This is a genomic window from Planktothricoides raciborskii GIHE-MW2 (assembly GCF_040564635.1).
GTDB classification, from domain to species: Bacteria; Cyanobacteriota; Cyanobacteriia; order Cyanobacteriales; family Laspinemataceae; genus Planktothricoides; species Planktothricoides raciborskii.
This window is the reverse complement of the sequence record NZ_CP159837.1, coordinates 5,677,629-5,697,568: the sequence shown is the minus strand read 5'-3', so window position 1 is coordinate 5,697,568 and position 19,940 is coordinate 5,677,629. Positions and strand designations below refer to the sequence as shown.

General features: G+C 44.4%; 12 protein-coding genes. 1 reads left to right on the top strand and 11 read right to left on the bottom strand.

The features are described 5' to 3' along the window. Positions 1-521: 521 nt before the first annotated feature. The 3 genes from ABWT76_RS24385 to ribD all read right to left on the bottom strand — a co-directional run bounded on the left by ABWT76_RS24385 (position 522) and on the right by ribD (position 3,848). On the bottom strand, positions 522-1,553 hold the full coding sequence (locus ABWT76_RS24385; RefSeq protein ID WP_054464120.1) for a hypothetical protein: 1,032 nt from the start codon (positions 1,551-1,553) through the stop codon (positions 522-524). A gap of 291 nt (positions 1,554-1,844) precedes the next feature. Further along, positions 1,845-2,726 (bottom strand): hypothetical protein, encoded by an 882-nt coding sequence (locus tag ABWT76_RS24380; RefSeq protein WP_054464121.1) that lies wholly within the window; start codon positions 2,724-2,726, stop codon positions 1,845-1,847. A gap of 42 nt (positions 2,727-2,768) precedes the next feature. Then, positions 2,769-3,848, bottom strand: coding sequence for a bifunctional diaminohydroxyphosphoribosylaminopyrimidine deaminase/5-amino-6-(5-phosphoribosylamino)uracil reductase RibD (gene ribD / locus ABWT76_RS24375; protein ID WP_072160605.1), 1,080 nt, complete (start codon positions 3,846-3,848; stop codon positions 2,769-2,771). 308 nt (positions 3,849-4,156) lie between these two features. Between ribD and ABWT76_RS24370 the strand changes: the two genes are divergently transcribed. After that, positions 4,157-6,109, top strand: coding sequence for a mechanosensitive ion channel family protein (locus ABWT76_RS24370; protein WP_354635079.1), 1,953 nt, complete (start codon positions 4,157-4,159; stop codon positions 6,107-6,109). Positions 6,110-6,443: 334 nt separating this feature from the next. Here the strand turns inward: ABWT76_RS24370 and ABWT76_RS24365 are convergent, their stop codons facing one another. The 8 genes from ABWT76_RS24365 to ABWT76_RS24330 all read right to left on the bottom strand — a co-directional run bounded on the left by ABWT76_RS24365 (position 6,444) and on the right by ABWT76_RS24330 (position 18,958). After that, positions 6,444-9,905, bottom strand: a complete 3,462-nt coding sequence (locus ABWT76_RS24365) for a Swt1 family HEPN domain-containing protein (protein ID WP_354635078.1) — start codon at positions 9,903-9,905, stop codon at positions 6,444-6,446. Positions 9,906-10,086: 181 nt separating this feature from the next. Then, on the bottom strand, positions 10,087-10,503 hold the full coding sequence (locus ABWT76_RS24360; RefSeq protein WP_190880738.1) for a type II toxin-antitoxin system VapC family toxin: 417 nt from the start codon (positions 10,501-10,503) through the stop codon (positions 10,087-10,089). An 8-nt stretch (positions 10,504-10,511) separates the two neighbouring features. Continuing rightward, the gene (locus tag ABWT76_RS24355) at positions 10,512-10,739 is read right to left on the bottom strand and encodes a hypothetical protein (RefSeq protein ID WP_054464124.1); all 228 of its coding nucleotides are present in this window, start codon (positions 10,737-10,739) and stop codon (positions 10,512-10,514) included. Between the two features lie 308 nt (positions 10,740-11,047). Beyond that, complete coding sequence (locus tag ABWT76_RS24350; RefSeq protein WP_054464127.1) at positions 11,048-11,446, bottom strand: type II toxin-antitoxin system VapC family toxin; 399 nt, start codon at positions 11,444-11,446, stop codon at positions 11,048-11,050. Between the two features lies 1 nt (position 11,447). After that, positions 11,448-11,741 carry a hypothetical protein gene (locus ABWT76_RS24345; RefSeq protein WP_354635077.1) on the bottom strand — a complete coding sequence of 98 codons (294 nt, stop codon included), beginning with the start codon at positions 11,739-11,741 and terminating at the stop codon, positions 11,448-11,450. Between the two features lie 247 nt (positions 11,742-11,988). Next, on the bottom strand, positions 11,989-14,871 hold the full coding sequence (locus ABWT76_RS24340) for a DUF1156 domain-containing protein (RefSeq protein ID WP_354635076.1): 2,883 nt from the start codon (positions 14,869-14,871) through the stop codon (positions 11,989-11,991). A 40-nt stretch (positions 14,872-14,911) separates the two neighbouring features. Further along, complete coding sequence (locus ABWT76_RS24335) at positions 14,912-15,295, bottom strand: GxxExxY protein (RefSeq protein WP_054464129.1); 384 nt, start codon at positions 15,293-15,295, stop codon at positions 14,912-14,914. Positions 15,296-15,433: 138 nt separating this feature from the next. Further along, positions 15,434-18,958 (bottom strand): helicase-related protein, encoded by a 3,525-nt coding sequence (locus tag ABWT76_RS24330; protein ID WP_354635075.1) that lies wholly within the window; start codon positions 18,956-18,958, stop codon positions 15,434-15,436. Between the last annotated feature and the right edge of the window lie 982 nt (positions 18,959-19,940).

Sequence of the window (19,940 nt, the reverse complement as noted above, 5' to 3'; positions counted from 1 at the left end):
ACGGGGGGATTGCCCCTACAAAACCCTAAATATTAAGTAAGTGATGTTATTATTGATCTCCGAAAATCAATAACTAATAACCGATCGCCGAGCCAAGAAACAGAGTTTATGAGTAAACCCCCGTCTTCACGGGGGCAGGCTTAGGCATCAAAGCCAAATCTCAATTAAAAAACCGGGTTTCTGTAACTATCAACCGTCAACGGTCAATAGTTGAATATTCGAGTAATTTAACTCAGTGGCGATCGCTTGACCATTTTCTTTAACATGGACGACCTGACCCTTGGGATGTTTCAAATCGGTTGTTTCACAACTATTGCGCTGACGGTGTGCCACCACGTCTTAATGGGGAGCCGCCAATCGAGCCGCCAATCGAGCCGTCAATCAGGCGGGGGAGGATACTAATGAAAGAGGATGCATAGGATGCTAATGAAAGAGGTGAACCATGAAAATTCTCTCTCCTCTCTTTTCTCTCCTAAAGCCCCTCATCCCCGCCCCGGATGCCCCCTGCCCCGGAAACTTCTCTATTCGTTGAGGACTTGTAGGCGAATGGTGCGATCGCTACCTTCGTCCATTGGCACCTCGATCGTGTTCCGGGCAAGTTTATCCAAGCAAGTGAGTAACGCCCGTAAGTTTGGGGTGCTCGCCCCGGTATCGACATAGAGGCGATCGGTTAAATTCGCTAACCTGCGCCAGGTGGTGTAGAGCTTGGTGACAGACTGTTCTAAGATAGCGGCTTGCTTGACCATATCAGCGGCGGTGTTTAAACAGCCTAAGCGTAAAGCCTCTTCTAAAGCCATTTCAATATCTAACGACTGTTCGTTAATCGTTTGAACCTGTGCCGCTGCTTCTATATATTTGGCTAGGTTGCGAGCATCAGAGGTTAGTTGCTTGACCGTATCTACGTCGGGATTTTCTGCCGCCTCAGCGCGAATTGATTTTTGATGGGCTTCTGGCAACTTTTCCATTTCTTTGACCAAGGGCGCCAGATAACGGGTGGGTAAAGACCCGGATGTGGCTTTTTCTTTGAGTTCCTCTGGCAAGAGATCGCTGGTCATGGCAGTCCATTCGTCCGACAGTTGTCGCACTTCTTTGCGGGTGATGCGATCGCTATTCCGAGCCGCTTGAGCAATGGTTTCTTGAACTTCTGGGGCGGACTTGGCCGTTTCTACAAAAGCTCGTTTGCTGAATTTATTGATGTTCTCTGGGTCAAGGTGTCCCTGACTTAGTAGAGTATCGGCACTGTTCGCCAGTTCTATCAAGGCATAAGCTTGACTTTTACTAATTTCTCGGTCTTTGAGCCAGTTGAGAAAACCGGCGCCGCGTCCTTCTCCCCCTTTTTTTTCCCGATCGCGCACTGCTCGTAGAATCCTTCCCCGCCAGATATCGGTTTGCAAATCAAAGCGATCGCAAACTTTCCAGGCATTTTCCACCTGATCGGTAAAATCAAAATCGGAGATTTGTTCATCTTCTGGATCTGGCAATTGAAAATTCAGATCCGGCAGTTCCGCCAGGGTCGCGACCAGTTCTGCCGCAGATGTAGGGACTTCAGCCATTGATGCTCTTCAAGAAAACAACCAACCATCAACCATAGCATCATTTGGCGAAATCCTTCATCAATTAATCATTAAAACTTTATAATTAAAAATCACAGATACTCTGGCCCGCCCTCACAAACTAACAATAATCTAGCAAATCTGGCCTAGATCAGTTATTTATTTTTATTTTTATAACAATAAAAATAAATACCCAAATAAATCACTTTATATATCCGCATATATCGGCAATTTTAGCATCAATTAGCATCAATTAGCATCAAGCATCAATTAGCATCAATTAGTATCAAATTAAGGAATTTGTGGCGGAGCAAAATCTGGATTAATCAACTCTACAGGGGCTTGGGTTTGAGAATTTTGTTTCGGGGCTTCTTGTGTAGTCTGAGACACCAAAATATAACCTAAATAAGCCGGTAAAACCATCACCGTCATCGCCGCGATCGCCCCCACAAAATGAGTCCATTGATTAGAAGGGCCATAATAACACCGATAAGGGTCAAAAGAAAGCTGACTCCCATCAAATTGTTCGCGCATGGCCACAGAACGCTTAAACCTTACTCGGCGATCATCCAGCTTTTCTAACAAAATCCAGCCCGCTTGGGCTTCTTCTTCACATAACTTAACAAACTCATTAGCATTGCCAAATAAATCATAATGAGCGCGAACAATTTTATATTCCCACTCAGTGGTGGAAGCATCGGTAAAATACATTGGCTTTTCTCTGATTTCAGCATAATCAAAACCATTTACAACCGGCGGACACTGGCTCAGGATATCTGGTTCAAGATTAGCTAAATTTGTCGGCTCATAAATCACAGCAGTTTGCTCCTGCGGGAGGTCAGCTTTCTGGGGTTGAGTTTTTATAGCCGCCATATTTTTCCGGTTAGGTAAAGGCGTAGCTGGAGGGACAGGTTTAGGGGGGACGGTGGAACCTGGATGCGGAACGGCAGAACTGGCTAAACCATTCAAAGTCTGAGGCGATCGCCCCACCGTCCCCCCGGAAAAAGATTCTCCAGTCAACCGATCTTTAAATTCATGGTTACTCAAAATTTCCTCCTCCTCTTCCTCCTCAGTGGTGACAACCGTTTGCTGCCAACGCAGCCATGCACTGACCAGCACGCCATCTATGCCTAACGTACCCACAAATAGGCTCCAGATCAAAACTTCAAGCATAAGTAAATCTTCCCCAGAAGCACCAGAATACTGGTAAAGCCTTTACGGTTTTGCCGATTGATTTTCCGGTAAATATCCTTCCATCAGACAATCAGAGCCAACCGTGCGCCATTGTACTCGCTCTAACATCAATGCCTGACTCATCGATGTTAAACCTAAATTGCCCACCGGAGAAGGCGCACTCTCTCCACCAATAATTTTCGGCGCAATAAAGGCCAGAACTTTTTGCACCGCACCAGAGGCGATCGCCGGAGCCGCCAAAGTCCCGCCGCATTCCCACAACACCGAGAGCAACTCTCGCTGATATAGAGATTCCATCACCTTTCCTGGAGTCAAAGTGTCAAACTCTACCAGTTCAACCCCTTTATTCAGCAACAATTTTTGTAGCTCAGGATTACTGCCCACTTCTGTAAACACCAAAGTTGGCGCCTCAGAAACATCCCACAAATGAGCTTCTGCGGGCAACTTCAAGCTCCGACTCATTACCACTCGTAATGGATTATGAGTTCCGGCATGATGACTGGTCAGAAATGGATTATCTTGGCAAACCGTATTCGTCCCCACAATCACCGCATCACAAGCGGCTCGAACCCTATGCACCTCATGGCGAGCCGCATCTTGAGTCACCCAATTGCTATCCCCAGTAATTGTGGCAATTTTGCCATCCAGGGTCATAGCATATTTTAAAATCCCAAAAGGCCGATGGTGAGTAATGCGGTAAATAAAAGCTTCATTCAACTTACGACAAGCTTCCTCTTCCACTCCCACCACCACTTCAATCCCCGCCGATCGCAACCGGGCAATTCCCCCACCAGACACCAGGGGATTCGGATCCACCATACCCACCACTACCCTAGCCACCCCCGCTTGCACCACAGTCTCCGAACAAGGAGGCGTGCGTCCGTAGTGATTGCACGGCTCTAAACTGACATAAATCGTCGCACCTTTCGCCTCTTCCCCGGCTTCCCGCAAAGCAAACACCTCCGCATGGGGCTGACCAGCACCCGGATGAAAGCCCGTGCCCACAATTTGACCATCTTTGACCACCACTGCACCCACCAGGGGATTAGGGGCAGTCTTTCCCAGGGCAAGGCGTGCCAGTTCCAGGCATTTTTGCATCATCGCCCGGTCAAACTCGCAGACCCGATCGCTGATATTATTGACATTGGTATCATCGTTGTTCTGTGAATATCCCCCAGTCACCGCTACCTCCCGATCCAAAATTAAGTGTTAACAGAAAAACTTGCCATCAGTTTACCGAATCATCACCCTCTATGCTAATAAGAACGCACCACTAAGTTTCTGATAGATTTCTAACTTTCGTGATAATCTTCTGACAATGAAGTTTTGTGAAGTTCATCAGGATTGTATGAGACTTTTTACCTCAAATCAATATGTATCAGCGACAAAAGCAAACCCTAAATCGATTGATGAACCAAAATCAGACCATGTATCACCATAATAAAATGGCCAGAAAGCATCCCCGGAAAAAGCCGCCAAGAAAAACCCTGATGGCGATCGCGATCGCTTGTACCCTCAGCTTCAACCCATCAGCCATTTCTGCGGCCTGGTCACAAACCGAACCGACCCGTCCAAACACCACATCTACCTCAGAACCACTAACAAAAGCTCAAACCAACCCTCAACCAGCCTTAGTAACTCCAACCAACTCGTCAGATCAACCAAAAGCATCTAGCCCAGCAACTTCGTCAACACCTCCCCTGTTTAAACCAGTCACCAAATCCACCGCCAGAACAAGCTGGCAAATCATTTTGCCGCCTCTATTATCTGCTAATCAAAATCAAAAAATTACTCCTGCCCCGGTCAGACTGGATGGCAGAATCATATTTTCCATCGCTCCCTTAACCAACAATCGGACAGAAATTATTGAACATCATCTAAAAACCGTGCTTCAAAGCAATTTTGAGCCAAACACGCTTAAAGTTTACTATGAAACGGTTAATGGTCTGCCAGTTATTTACGTTTCTTGGCAAAATCAACCCCAACCCATTTATATTTTAACCGTTACCAATCTCGATGCGGAAATTCAGGGCATTGACTTAGAAACCTTAGCCTACCAATGGATTCAAGAAATTCAACAAGCCTTAAAAAACGCTGAGTTAGAACGTCAACCCGAAGCACTTAAAAAACAAGCCATGTCCGCTGCGGTAGTAATTTTTATCATAATATTGTCTAATTTGACTCTGGTTTCTATGCAGCAAAAACTGCAAAAAGACCATAAAAAAATTGAAATTAAAATTACTCCAGAAACCGCAGATAAAGAAACTGAAACCAAGACCAACATCTCGGAATCATCGGAAAATTATTTAGATTCTTTAGAAAATTTTTCAGAATCTTCTGAAGCAGTAAACCCTCTATTGCAACAACGGATTACCCTACTGCAAAAACGAAATTTTAACGAAATCCAACAAGGGCTGGTGCCTTTGGGTCAAGGGGGAGTTTTGGGAGTTGGCACTTATGTTGTTTTAGGCATATTTCCTTATAGCCGCTGGTTACAACCTATAATTATTTCCCTTTTGCCAATTCCTTTACAGCTAATATTTACAGGTCTTTCCACTTATTTGGCGATTCGGATCGGTCGAATGGCAATCGATCGCTTCTTTGCTGCTTTAGAAAACAGAAAATTTAAATCGATTGACAATTCTGAACGCCTCGCTTTAAGATTTTCTACGTTTTCCAGAGTGCTTAAAAATCTCAGTAGTGGCCTATTAATTACTGTAGGGATTTTCGTCGGTTTATCCGTGATTGGGATTAATATTGGCCCGTTGCTGGCTGGAGCCGGAATTTTAGGTTTAGCTATTTCTTTGGGTTCACAAAATGTGATTAAAGATACGATAAATGGGTTTTTTGTTTTATTAGAAGACCAATATGCCGTTGGCGATGTGATTGCCGTGGGTGATGTCGGTGGACTGGTGGAGAACATGAATCTACGCATCACTCAACTGAGAAACGGAGAAGGTCGCTTAATTACAATTCCCAACAGTTCTATTACCATTGTCCAAAATCTTTCCAAAGAATGGGCTAGAGTCGATCTGACTTTGGATGTGTCTTATCAGACAAATATCGATCAAGCTTTTGCGGTAATTCAAGAAGTGGTTGATGAGATTTACAACGAACCTGAATGGCGCGAGAAAATTATTGCCCCTCCAGAACTTTTAGGCATTGACCGTATGGATCATGCGGGGTTGATGATTCGGGTTTGGATAAAGGTAAAGCCTTTACAACATTTGATTGTGGGACGAGAATGCCGTCGTCGATTAAAAACCCGATTAGATCAATCCGGTATTTCTATTGGCATCCCGCAGCAAACTTTATTTGTGAATAATGCTTTAGAATTGTTATCTTTGAAGGACAATAATTAGCTGTTGGTTGTTGGTTGCCCTTCGACCCTTCGCATCTCGACCCTTCGCATCCCGACCGGCTCAGGGTTCAGGGCTCAGGACTCAGAACTCAGGACATCGCTTCGCGGAAGTTGAGTCCTGAGCGAAGTCAAAGGGAGTGGGGTCGAAGGGTCGAAACTCAGGGCAAGGTGGTTGTTGGTTGTCACCTGTTTTACGAAAACATCAGAAATTATCGCTGTTGCAAGACCATTATTCCGCCAGTAATTCCCATAGAAACAAAGACAAATTGACGAACTCCTCTGTGTTTCTCTGTGCCTCTGTGGTTTAAATTACTTATTTTTTCCCTCAAATCTATTTACTCTGACTCAAAAGATTGATGTTTAAATTTCAAAGTTAGGCAATTTTCTGTCACCGTTCTGACAATATTATCTGGTGCTCCTTCGGGGATATCCGCTGAAATTTCTAAGGTAATTTTTACCTTTGCCCCTGTTAAAGCTGTCAAGTGTTGGATGATTTCATTAGCGATCGCACTTACATCTCGATTAATCCGCATCGGGTCGATTTCCACACTGCCATGAAATCGGCGGGGGGGTTGCTTTTCTGGTGGCTTTATGCTATCATCATTAGCGTCGGTTTTTTCGCTAGTTCCTGATGTTTGATCTGCCCCACCTTTTGCGGCACATTTTGAAATACTGGGACTATTAGATGCTTTTGCCGCCTGTGCCGCATCGATTTGTCTTTGGGCAATTTCCGGTTTGACAATCAGGCTATTTGGGCTAATACTAGGAGTAATTGCAGTGCCAAATTGTAACCCGATATATTCGCCCTTGACCTCATCAAAACCTGTGGCAAATGCAAAGTGATCCGCCCAATTAATCACATTTACCCCTTTTTGAATACATTCTAAAAGAACCGATTTATCCTTTAACCGGGGTAAATATAAATAGCGGGTCAAATAGTCCCACAAGCTGCTTAGGTCAAGATGATATCGTTCGCGCCATAATATCTCATCTAACACTTCAAGCCGCAAAAGATTAGGGCCATAAGTCGTGAGTAAATTACTTTCATATTCGGCTTTTTTACTAGCAGTTTCTACCAGAGAACCTTGCACTTGCAAGCGGGTTTCTTTCCATTCAATCGGCGAGATAATAGAAGAGATAGGAGAGAGACTATTTTCCGCTTTACTATCTTCTCTTTCCTCTATTCTTAACTCTTGCGTCGGCACCAGCAACCATTGATAAGTATCCAGCAGAATCACCGCTACATCTTTATCTGACTGCTCTTTTTTATTAATCGCCTGCTTTTCTTGGAAAGCATCTAGGTTTAAAATCTTCTTATCTTCAACGATCGCCTCCCAAGCCAGATATTGCGCCACATTCCGGGCTAAATTCTCAATTTTATTGCTATCGGCAGCTAAAAATAGCAGCGTATTCTTATAAAACCGGGGGCTATTTCCTTTATGGTGTAAAGCGTCTTCCGCCCATTTTTGCCCCTTACTTTCTGGATTATTCCGACTATGGGGATATTGCGGCCCCAAAATCACCAACCGCACCCCCAAATTGTTGGCATCGTCCGCAATATCAGCGGTAGATTCTGGGGCTATTAATACCGCACTAAATTCACCTTTGGACTTATCTTTTTTCAGCCGTCTGACGATTTCTGCCTCAACCTTATAGCGTTCGTTTTCTTCTAATAATTGATTGGTCCGTTCGATCGCCGTTCGGTTCACATTCGGTTGTGTCGAAACCCAATAGCGATTACCATCTAAATAGATATAGGTCGCTTGGTCGCTTAACCGCCGCAACGCATCCCCAAACGCTGCCGGATTTTCTCCCGGTTGTACGCAACCTAACTTAATCCGACGGTCTTCTAAGCCGCGATTTGCCGCCCGCAACGTGGGGGCTGACCCCATATAAATTGTCCGCGTCACTCGACGACAAGCAGAATATCGGCCAAAGTTGGGATTTTGGCGATCGAGAGTTAAGGGCAAGGAATTTGGCCCATCTACATCTTTCTCAATTACCGGAATCCAGTTATCTTCTAAATAGCGACTAAGTTGCGACTGCACTTGGACATCATCGATCGCTACATGGGCTGGCATAATCATTAAACTTTGATCATTGCGTTCCCACAGAGAATGAATCACTTTCGCCATTAAACACAACACCCCGCGAGTCCGTTGGAACTTATCCAAACTCGACCAGTCCGAATAGAGGCGATCGAACAGTTCGGGATGAATAGGATAAGCGGCTTTCATTCGCTGCTGATAATCCGGTTCCTTACATTCCGAGGGAAACTCCTGACTTTGGTTGCGGTACATTTCGGCAAAAGCCCGAACCACCGCATCCCGTTTCACAAATAAATTCGGGTCTGTATTGGTTTGAAATAGCCGCCGTCGGACAATCTCAAAACTCTCCTCACCCGTCGCGGGACGCCAAGGGGACTCCACCCGCCCGATCGCATTCTTCAACCGTTCCAGGGCTTCCTTCCCCCGTTCTCCTCCCGTCTCAATATCATTGCTGCGAGTTTGACCCGTATGAGGGTCGGAAATATCAGAAGCGGGAATACTCACCACCAACAAAGTGCGATCGGCATTCTTCGCCGACTCACTCAAAGTTTGGGCAAAAGTAAACTGCGTCTCAAAACTGCCCCCGGCAATATCACTCTGGTCATGCAACTGCCTCGCATAAGCCACCCACTCATCAATCAAAATCAAACAAGGGGCAAACCGATTAAACAGAACCTTCAACGCATCCCCAGGATTAGTCGAAGTTTCATCCGCCTTGCGAACCAACTCATAACCCTCCGCCCCACCCAACTGCCAAGCCAACTCACCCCAAAGCGTATTAATCACCGGGCGACTTTGACCCTCATGTTCTGGCTTATAACCAACAATCCCACTCGGCTGTAACTTATTCCCCACCAACACCGCCACATTCACATCTTGGGGCGGTTCCTGAAAACCCAAATCCTGAAAAATCGACTCCATCCCCGGCAAATCGGAAATTTTCAAAGCATTAGTCAAATGATAAAGGGCTAACATCGCGTGAGTTTTCCCACCGCCGAAATTCGTCTGCAAAGAAATCACCGGATCTCCACCCTGACCACTCAACCGCCGTAGGGCATTCGCCAAAAGTTGCTTTAACCCTTCCGTCAAATAAGTCCGACCATAAAACTCCGTCGGGTCGCGATACTCATTACTCCCCTCATCCAAATACACCTGCCACAAATCTGCCGCAAACTCCGCCTGCTGGAACCGACCGGAAGCCACATCACGATGGGGCGTCACCACCTCACGCCAAGGACTCAAACCCCCTTGGGGCTGCCCCTCCGTCGGAATCACTGCTGCCCGTCGAGACCGATAACGGGCTTGTTCCTCAAACTGGACTCGCAACAACTCCTTCTTATGCCGTTCAACTTCCGCCACCGCTTGGGGGGCAGAAACCGCCGACAACAACCGGGCAACACTATCCAAAGCCCGATAAGCATCATCACTAGAAAAAGTAGTCGTATGGGCCCACTCATTCCGAGTATCCCGTAACTCGCTAACAATACTCCGTTCGCTGCGCCCCAAAACACTCTTAAAAACATTATTCCACTGTTCCCACATCACAATCAACAAAGCGGAAACATCCTGACGCAAAACCTCCTGAATATCCTGCTTTCGCCCCAAATAATTATCCGGCAAACAAGCGGAAGCCGCTGACAACCAACGACTGCCATAATGACTTCTCATCTCACGTTCCAAAAAAGGATAAACACCTTCCTGGAGTAAAGCCAAAGCCTTAGTCACTCGGTCATAATTAGTAATAGCCATAATAGTATTTGAGAATTAAACTAAATTAGACTTCTTCGTGTTCTTTGTGTCTTTGTGGTTTTATATTTATTTTACCACGAAGGCACAAAGGACACAAAGGGTTTTTTATTCGTGTTCTTTGTGTCTTTGTGGTTTTATATTTATTTTACCACAGAGACACAAAGGACACAAAGGTTAAAAGTTAATCAGGACGACGAATAAAGCCCATTTGCGAAAAATGGCGGTCGAAAGTAAATGCTTCAGTAATTCCAGATTCTTTCATCACTACATAAGAGGTACAGTCGGTAAAAGACCATTGCTTATCTCTATTGAATTGCTCGAATATTTGCCAAGTTTTTCGGTTAATTTCTGGGAAAATCCAGACAATTTGTAATAGGTTATGAGCAATGAGTATATCCAGCTTGGCTTTAAATTTTACCGTTGGGTCGTACCCAACATTCATCAGCAACAAAGTATAAAGCTCATCTAAAATATAATTGCTAGTCACGAGAATAATTCCCTTAACTTGACGATTAAATTCTACCGCTTTGATATGATTATCATCATTTTTGTCAGCTAGGGCAGCAAAAGCACTTGTATCTACAAATATTTTTTTCATTAATTTTTTTATTGCTCCTGAGAATAGAGATATTTATCATGGTAGATAGAAGTATTTTCTAACCGCCCTGCCACGGCATCATCCCCTAGCGATCGCCAAACTTCCCAGGCATCTTCATTAATAGAGTTTGTGTCAGATTCTACCATGCGATTAAGTTGGTCGATCAGCATTTTTCGTTCGGCTTGGGGTAATGCCTGAATCACTTGAATAATCGAATCAACTAACTGAGTATTCATATTTTATCCTTTAGTAATTTATTTAATTTATTCGTGTTCTTTGTGTCTTTGTGGTTTTATATTTATTTTACCACGAAGGCACAAAGGTCACAAAGGGTTTTTCCTTCGTGTTCTTTGTGTCTTTGTGGTTTTATATTTATTTTACCACGAAGGCACAAAGGTCACAAAGGGTTTTTCCTTCGTGTTCTTTGTGTCTTTGTGGTTTTATATTTATTTTACCACGAAGGCACAAAGGACACAAAGGGTTTTTTCTTCGTGTTCTTTGTGTCTTTGTGGTTTTATATTTTATCACCACGAAGGCACAAAGGTCACGGAGGAGTAAGTAATTGGAGATTAGGAATGTCTAGAAAATCTTTTACATTATGGGTGACAAGGGGTAAGTTATGACGCAAAGCAGTAGCGGCAATCCAAGCATCTTGAGGCGAAATTGGCCGTCCAATACTTTGTCGATCGCCCCGAACTTTTGCCCATTGCCGACAAAGAGGTAGATCCGTTGGAATCACCAAGTAATTTAATAGATATTCCTCTAATTGTGCGAGACGCCGATCGCCCCAATGATGCAGAATTGCCCATTGAAATAGTTCGGCAACTGTCATAAATGAAAGGGCTAACTGATGACCGGGCAAAAGCGGTAGATAAGGGTCAGCGTAATTACTACCCTTGAAAATAAAAGAAGTAATATCAGTATCGATTAGTATCACACCCATTTTAACTTAAATCACTGCTTAATGTTCCTTGACGTTGTTCTCTCATAAAAGTTAAAAAATCATCAATAGACTCTTCTTCTGGCCAAAAATATGCCCGGAGTTCTTGGGGCTGATTTACTGTTATTGGTTTTTGAGATTCTATTAACTCATGCAAAGCAAATCCTTGCCAAAAGCGATCGCTAAGTTTTTCGAGATTGGGTTGTTGGCTTTCCAGCAACATTTGCAAAATTTGTTGCCGTTCTTGGGGAGATAACTTTTCAATAGCCGCGATCGCGGCTTCAATTTCTGGACTCATAATAGATGTATTTATTTTACGAATAGGACTTTCTTCGTGTTCTTTGTGTCTTTGTGGTTTTATATTTATTTTACCACGAAGGCACAAAGGACACAAAGGGTTTTTTATTCGTGTTCTTTGTGTCTTTGTGGTTTTATATTTATTTTACCACAAAGGCACAAAGGACACAAAGGGTTTTTCCTTCGTGTTCTTTGTGTCTTTGTGGTTTTATATTTATTTTACCACGAAGGCACAAAGGTCACAAAGGTTACAATAAACCAAGTTGTTCGGGGGAAGATTTCTGGTGATGGGATAAGCGCTGGATTTCCGGCCAAGCGATGACTAAACTATTATAGGCTAGGGCTTCGTTTGTCCAGCCTTTTCTGTCGCATAGGTTATAGAGGCGATAGGCTAAGTCGCGGGCAATTTCTGCTTTATCTCCCAGTTGGGATAAGAGTTCGGCGGTGGCTATTTCTCCCTGTTTATCTAAGGTGTGAATTAGCTGTTGGGTGATTTCCCAGTCCGGCATTCGTTCATCAGTTTTTGGGTTCCAATCCGGTTGTAATTCCTGGCGTTGTAAGAGGCGGACTTTACCCGCTTTGGCTTCGAGAATACCGGCGGCAACTAAGCCTTGAATGCTGGTATTTTTGGCTTTGGAAAGAGTTTCCGCATCCCCATATAGTCCTTCATTAAATTGATTTTGTTCAAACCAAGTTAATGCCCAGCGAGTGTCGGCGTCAAATTCCCCTTCTTGTTCGGTGAGGAATTGATCGAGGAGTTGGTTGATTAGTTGCAGGGCGGTTCGGACTGGCAAGGCAGTGCCGTCATTTTCTAGAATAGCGGCATATTTAGAATAGATGGCCATGCCAGGGCCAATACTCGCTTGGGCGAGGTCAACCGGGGCAATGTTGCCTTGTTGTAAGGTTTTTAGGGCTTTGGGGAGTTCTCGCTGCATTTCACTGAGGAATTGGCGGCGGGAAATTTTCGGGGCATTCTTTGGTCGGGGGCGACAGACTAGGACAATTGAAGAAGCTAGGGCATTTGAACCTTGTCCTCTCATACGGTTACTTAATTCGGTTCTTAATGGCCATGTCCCGTTAATACTAAAATTAGCCTGCATTAAGCCTTCGAGAATTGTTTCCCAACCCGTTGAAGCCACATTATCATCATCGTCTGTTTCTGTTTGTTTCAAAGCATAGTAAACTGTGAACGGATAATCTTGATGATTGATTTGATTGACTCGATTGAAAACCTTAATTAAGCTATTCTCAAAAAATTGTTTGGCTTTGGCTTGGCTACCATGCCGAAATTTATCCGCCACCATTTCTTGAGATTTTGGTACTAATAAAGTGCTGCAAATATTAGGATAAATTGAACCCAGAGATTCCCGCAGCCAAGTATAGAAAAAATCCGATAAGTCAGCATAAGGCACCGCATCATAATATGGCGGGTCTGTAGAGATTAATTTGGGGATTTCGTCGTTTTCATGGCTGGCTGTGGCATCGTGTTGGCTGACTATTCCAGGAATTAAATAAGAACACTTTTCAACTACTTTCCAAACCCAATCAATGCAAGCCATCCAATTACCACTTGAATCACTAAAAGGACAACATTCTGCATAATCCCAAACCATTGGAATAGCTTGACGGCCAAAAGTATTACGCATTTTTTCTCCCGAAGAATGCCAACTACATAAACCTGACCAATAATCAGCACTTTTATCTAAAGCAAAAGCCAAATAAGTTGCTACAGCTTCCCCATAAGCCCTTGCCCCAGTACCGCCGTCACTTAAGGGCACATTATCATCTGGTAAACCGGCAGAAATCGCATCTTGAATCGCCCGATCTTTCGCCTCACTCACCAAATCACTAAACGTTGTCAGGGCAACTAATTGACGATTTGTAAATAAATCAGCGTGTTTGGTCATGCCATAAATTACCGGAGTCATGTGACGAGAATTATCAACGAGTTCCGTTTCCGGTTTCCATGTTGGTTTAGCGGAAAAAGCAACCTTTTCCTGTTCCTCGGTGGGCGACAAATAAATCCGACCCTTATCTCCCTCAGCAACGATCGCCATCAACTGCTGACCCATACGCCCTGCTTTCCCCTCAAACCGCACATAATCCAACCCTACCGGAGTCCCACAAGCCACACAAACCGCCCCCTTGCGACTCACCGTTCCCTCCGGCGCCTTCCCTTCCCCGGTCTTCACCGTAAACCGAACCTTCGTGTCCTTCGTGTCTTTGTGGTTCTCAACCTCCACCCAAGCCTCTTTACCCTTCTTCGTCGAAAGTTCAAAACTCCTCACCAAAGGCATTTCACACCCACAAGCGGGGTTGGGACATCTCACCGTCCGGGCCCACAACCAAGCAATTACCGTTAATTTTTTTTCTTCTTCACCACAAAGACACAAAGAACACGAAGGATATAAATCCCCAATCTTTTCTAACGCCTTTTCCCGCATCCAACCACCATAAAATCGCACATCAGCCGCTAAACCCTGTGCCCCTTTCCAAGACTCTAAGTTACTCCGCTTCCGATCTTCCCCATTCACCGGCGGCAAATTCTTAAATTTCGGCGGAATTTCAATTAATGCTTTATTGATCAATACCGCTACCGGGTTTAAATCACTGGCATGGGCCTCTAGCCCTAACCGTTGGGCTTCCAAGGGAATAGACCCACCCCCGGCAAACGGGTCATAAGCTGGTGGCGCATATTTGGCAATATATTCTCGGACAGCCTCCGGTTTCGTGGGCGGTTCCTCTCCCCGTTCCCACGCCAAACACCGGGCTATTTCTGCTTGGGCTTGATGAATAATCTTCTCATCTTTAATATCATCCCAAGACACTAACCCGCGTACTGTCTCTTTTTTGTTCCCTTTCTTATCAGTCTCTATTTCAATTCGCCCTAAAATATCAAATAGTCTCTCCCGTTCTTTGTTCTGTTCTTCTTCTGTAGGGAATCTATCGGGCCAACTGCTGGGGTCATCTACAAGAGAAGCCCATAACACCGCCCGACAAGCCGCTAAAGGTCGCCGTGCCCACCATAAATGTAACGTTGAGGGATGACCGTGACGGATAGACTTTTCCCGGGCTGACTCCATATTAATGGCTTCCAGGGGGAGGGATACTTCGATGAGTTTTTTACGCATAAGATAAGATAACCACAAAGACACGAAGGACACGAAGAAGTTAACCGTTGAGTAGGCGTTTGATGCCGTTTCTGAGAACAGGGACGTTGAAATTAATCAGTAAACCTAGCCAACGTTGTTTTAATCTAAGATAAGTGAGTAGTTGGGCGGTATGGATAGGTTGTAAACTTTCTACGGTTTTAATTTCAATAATGACTAAGTTCTCTACAAATAAGTCTAAACGATAACCGCAATCAAGTCGTATTCCTTTATAAGTCACTGGCTGGAAAACCTCGCGTTCTACATATACCCCTCGCTGTTTTAGTTCATACTCTAAACAGTCTCGATACGCGGACTCTAGTAACCCAGGACCTAATTCTCGATGGACTTCAATGGCTGCCCCAATAATTATATTCGATAATTCATTAGCCCTTTCTCTACTCATCCTTCGTGTCCTTTGTGTCTTTGTGGTTTTATATTTTATCACCACGAAGGCACAAAGTTCACAAAGGGGGATTTCCTTCGTGTTCTTTGTGTCTTTGTGGTTTTATATCTATTTTATTTTACCACAAAGGCACAAAGTTCACAAAGGGTTTTTTCCTCGGTTCCATAAGTCTGCCCAATTATAGTTTACGCTATTAACCCCAAAGTCCGGTTCTTTTTGAAATGGTTGGGCAATATAGCGGATTTCTGGATCGGTTTTTGGGGATATTTTTACTAGGGCTAGGATATATTGTTCCGGTTGGTTTAAGGCGGTGATGATTTCGTTTTTGGTGATGGTGACATTGGTAGCCCCGGCTATTCTGCCTTTGACTTCGATGAATGTTAGTCTGCTAGTTTGGGGATTTAAGGATTCGATGTCATAGCCCCGGTTTTCCCCGCTAATGTCTTGGGGTTGATGGTCTAGTTTTTGTTCGGCGTTAATTACTGCGTTTATGGCGGCTATTTCTATTTGTTTTTTGTCTAGGCTATTGCTGATATTTTCTCTTTCAAGAAGTTGGTTTAATCGTCCCTGGGAAATTACTAATGCCCCCCCGACTACTACCGGCGGGCTGGCGATGATTTGCTTTTCTTGTTCTAATTCTATTAGGCGTTTTTCCAGTCTGGCAGCTAATTCATCAGCCCGTTGCTGGGCTTTAGCCGAGTTTATTTTAGCGTTAACTTTTCCCGCTTGTTCCTGTTGCTTGAGTTCCGCTGCCCGCCAGTCCCAATAGTTGATTTCTTTGGTCAGCCGGTCTTTGACGGCATAAGTTATTTTATCCAGCAATTCTTTTTTATGTTGATATACTTCCTGGCGATGTTGGTTGACTAAGTATTGAATGGCATAGTTTTTGGCTTTGGTTTCAATGGTTTGGGATGTATTTTCACCACAAAGACACAAAGGACACAAAGGAATTTCTTGTGGGGTGATGGGTCGATAGTCTAAGTAAGGGGCATATCCGGCGTTTCTGCCTTCGTGTTCTTTGTGTCTTTGTGGTTCATTTTCCCCTGCTAAGGGAATTTCTACATATTGCATCCGTTTGGAGATGATTTGTCCCCGTCCGTCTTTGATGGAATGTTCGAGATAAATTAAGGCGAAAGTTTCTGATTCTGGGTTGTTTTCATCGATTAAAATAGTTCCTTGGCGGAGGAGTTGGCGGTGTCTTTCTAGGATTAGGTCTAGGGTGGCGTCTAATAGTGGGTGTCCGGGGCAGATGAATTCCGCGAGGGGTTTGCCCGGAATGCTGATGAGTGATTTGTCAAAGCAAATGCGTTCGTAGGACCGCAAGATGGGATTTTTTCGCCCAATTAGGCGATCGCGGTTGCGGATAGTAGCGGGGACATGGGTGATTTCATAGCGTTTTGGTTCCCGTTGGCGAATAGTTCCCCCCAGGTGTTGAAAGGCTTCTAAGAAGAAGGTGGCGATAAAATAAGGTTGGAGTTTGCGGGCTTCGGCCCGTTCCATGTTCTGCCGAATGCGTTGGACTTTGCTGGCATCCATTGAGTCTCGGGCTAAGGCCCGTTCTTCTAATAAGTCTTGGAGGCGGTTCTGATCTAGGCGATCGCTGAGTACCTGATTGAGTTTGGCTTTCACGTCGGGGCGATCGCCATAGCGAATAGCCTCAATTAACAATTCCCGCAACTCCTGACCGGCGATCGCCTTACCGAGGACATCAAAGACTTTTCCCCCTAGGGCTTTTTGTTCTATTTCTAACTTTTTCAATAGAGAAAGATAAACATCACCTTCGCGAGTTTCCCCTGCGACCAAATTCCATAAATGACAAACCTCGGTTTGCCCAATGCGGTGAATTCGCCCAAACCGCTGTTCTAACCGATTGGGGTTCCAGGGCAAATCATAATTCACCATCAAATGTGCCCGCTGTAAATTAATCCCTTCCCCCGCAGCGTCCGTAGCAATTAACACCTCAACCCTAACATCCTGCTTAAAAGCTTCCTCAGCTTTCTTCCGTTCTTCTCGACCCATTCCCCCATGAATTGTCACCACCGCTTCGGGACGACCGAGTAAAGTAGTAATCCGATGATAAAGATAATTTAAAGTATCTCGGTGTTCGGTAAAAATCACCAACTTTTTAGCATAACCACAAAGACACAAAGACCACAAAGGGTGTTCTTCTTTGTGTTCTTCGTGTCTTTGTGGTGAGAAAATCATCGAAATCACCCGCGATAATTCCTCCCATTTGCGATCGCGACCACTCCTTCTAACCCGCAGGGCTAAGTTTTCCAATTCTTTGAGGCGATCGATTTCCGCTTGTAATTCAGCGATCGTTCTTGCGGCAGTAGCTTGGTCTACTAATTCTTCTTCTGCGGCTTCTTGTTCTGCGGAAGATAAGTCTTCTAAGTATTCTTCCCAATCTTCAGGAACATCAATTTCTTCTCCCCGTTTTAGCAATTCTTCTTCGCGGAGTCGGGTTTGTAAGCGTTCTTTCCGTCGGGCGATCGACTGATAAATCGCTTCCGGGGAAGAAGCGAGGCGTCGTTGCAGAATAGTCAAGGCAAAACCTACGGTCCCTCGGCGTTTTTTGGCTAAATTATCTGCCCGGTTAAATTCTTCTCGTACATAGTCGGTGACTTGTTTATAAAGATGGGCTTCTAAGTCAGATAAATTATATTGAACTGTATGGGCTAACCGTTCGGGAAATAGGGGTTTGGCGTCAAATTTCAATAAGTCTTCTTTAACTAAACGTCGCATTAAGTCGGAGGTATCGCAAGCATGAACCCCATCCCGAAATTTGCCTTCAAAGCGATCGCCGTCTAAGAGGGCTAAAAATAGCTGAAAGTCTTCTTCTTTGCCGTTGTGGGGGGTAGCGGTCATCAGGAGAAAGTGACGGGTCAGGGTAGAAAGAAGTTTGCCCAATTTATAGCGTTTAGTTTCCCGAATATCGCCGCCAAAAAAGGAAGCGGACATTTTATGGGCTTCATCGACTACGACTAAATCCCAGTCGGTTTGTTTCAGCTTTATCTGCAAATCTTGGCTGCGACTGAGTTGGTCTAAACGGGCGATCGCCAGGGGAATTTCCGCCAAAGGATTACCAGTCCGCGAGGTTTCAATTTTCTCTTTAGTTAAAATCTCAAAAGGCAGATGAAATTTCTGGTCTAACTCATCTTGCCATTGGACGGCCAAACTGCCCGGACAAACAATTAAACACCGCTGTAAATCCCCGCGAATTAATAACTCGCGAATAAATAAACCGGCCATAATAGTTTTCCCTGCCCCTGGGTCATCGGCTAACAAAAACCGCAAGGGCTGTCGGTTCAACATTTCCCCATAGACAGCGATAATTTGGTGGGGCAATGGTTCCACCAAAGAGGTATGAACTGCCAATAAAGGGTCGAAAAGATGGCCTAAATTAATCCGGTGGGCTTCAGAAACTAGGCGAAATAATGCCCCATCCCCATCAAAACTCCAAGGTTGCCCTGCGGTGACAATTTCTAAATCCGCTTCACTATCTCTAAATAATAATTGTGTATGGGGTTGTCCCTGGATATCTTTGTAGGTTAACTCTACTACATCATTCCCATGCCATTCGGCATTAATCACCGTGACATTTTGATTGGGGATAATGCCTTTGATGATGGTTTTTGGGGTGAGGTCTTCAAGTTTTGCCATTGATTTTGTTTCACCACAGAAGTCGGACAGGGAGAGGGAAAAGCAAAATAGGAATAAACCCGGTTTCTGGCCTCTATATATATGTCGGCACAGTTTCCCACTTTACCATTTTTTTTATTTTAGCGAGTATTTTGGGATTTGTCAATAGTTTTTGGGGAAAAAATTGGGTTTTTTTTACCACAAAGGCACAAAGGACACAAAGAATATTGATTCAGTCGATGTGCTTTTTCCACCAGCTATATAAAGGGTGGTTTTTGTTGGGGATGTATTTACTTTTTACTCTAATTAATTCAATGGCTAAACGTAACTGCTTTAAATCTGGGTTAAGTTCTTTAGCTCAATATTTGACTAATTCTAATGTGGAGATGATTTGAATCTGAGGCGCTTTTCTTTTGGTAAACGAGATGGCTTTTTTGTCGTCAGTCGCGATCGCTCTTGATCAAGGCTAAGAGTTTTGGGCAAATCTAGGGATAAGTTCTTCGCGGGATAATTGCAGCAGCAGCGGGGTAAACTCTTCTGGAGTTAGCGCTAACAAAGGGTCGATGGTAGACAAAAGTATAACTATGAGCTTGATCCGTAGAATGGGCAAAACCTTGCCCACCCTACTACTCACTACTCACTGGAGCACAATCGGTGAGACAATTAAAATAGAACATTTGCGAATCAATTACTATGTCTCATCAACTACAAGAAATCGTCGCAATTCTCGGTCATATTGCAAAAGGTTGAAGATCAACAAGCCCTGCTGAAAAAATATGTGGCAGGGTTGAAACGACAGGTAGACAGTCTGACGGAACGCTGTCAAAATCTGCCAGAAGCGCAACAACTCAATCTTCTGATACCATTTCTAATTAAATATGCAAATATGCCATCATTTGGGGCGCAAGCACTGTGCCCCAAATGATAAATCGCCAGATGCTTGTAGGGGCGCTTCGGCTTGCGCCCAAATTAACCTCGAAATCGTAGCAATAATTTTTAAAAT

Bases quoted from the DNA above. Each gene is read 5' to 3' on its own strand.
- ABWT76_RS24385 (WP_054464120.1), bottom strand. From the start codon at position 1,553: ATGGCTGAAGTCCCTACATCTGCGGCAGAACTGGTCGCGACCCTGGCG.
- ABWT76_RS24380 (WP_054464121.1), bottom strand. From the start codon at position 2,726: ATGCTTGAAGTTTTGATCTGGAGCCTATTTGTGGGTACGTTAGGCATA.
- ribD (WP_072160605.1), bottom strand. From the start codon at position 3,848: ATGATGCAAAAATGCCTGGAACTGGCACGCCTTGCCCTGGGAAAGACT.
- ABWT76_RS24370 (WP_354635079.1), top strand. From the start codon at position 4,157: ATGAACCAAAATCAGACCATGTATCACCATAATAAAATGGCCAGAAAG.
- ABWT76_RS24365 (WP_354635078.1), bottom strand. From the start codon at position 9,905: ATGGCTATTACTAATTATGACCGAGTGACTAAGGCTTTGGCTTTACTC.
- ABWT76_RS24360 (WP_190880738.1), bottom strand. From the start codon at position 10,503: ATGAAAAAAATATTTGTAGATACAAGTGCTTTTGCTGCCCTAGCTGAC.
- ABWT76_RS24355 (WP_054464124.1), bottom strand. From the start codon at position 10,739: ATGAATACTCAGTTAGTTGATTCGATTATTCAAGTGATTCAGGCATTA.
- ABWT76_RS24350 (WP_054464127.1), bottom strand. From the start codon at position 11,446: ATGGGTGTGATACTAATCGATACTGATATTACTTCTTTTATTTTCAAG.
- ABWT76_RS24345 (WP_354635077.1), bottom strand. From the start codon at position 11,741: ATGAGTCCAGAAATTGAAGCCGCGATCGCGGCTATTGAAAAGTTATCT.
- ABWT76_RS24340 (WP_354635076.1), bottom strand. From the start codon at position 14,871: ATGCGTAAAAAACTCATCGAAGTATCCCTCCCCCTGGAAGCCATTAAT.
- ABWT76_RS24335 (WP_054464129.1), bottom strand. From the start codon at position 15,295: ATGAGTAGAGAAAGGGCTAATGAATTATCGAATATAATTATTGGGGCA.
- ABWT76_RS24330 (WP_354635075.1), bottom strand. From the start codon at position 18,958: ATGGCAAAACTTGAAGACCTCACCCCAAAAACCATCATCAAAGGCATT.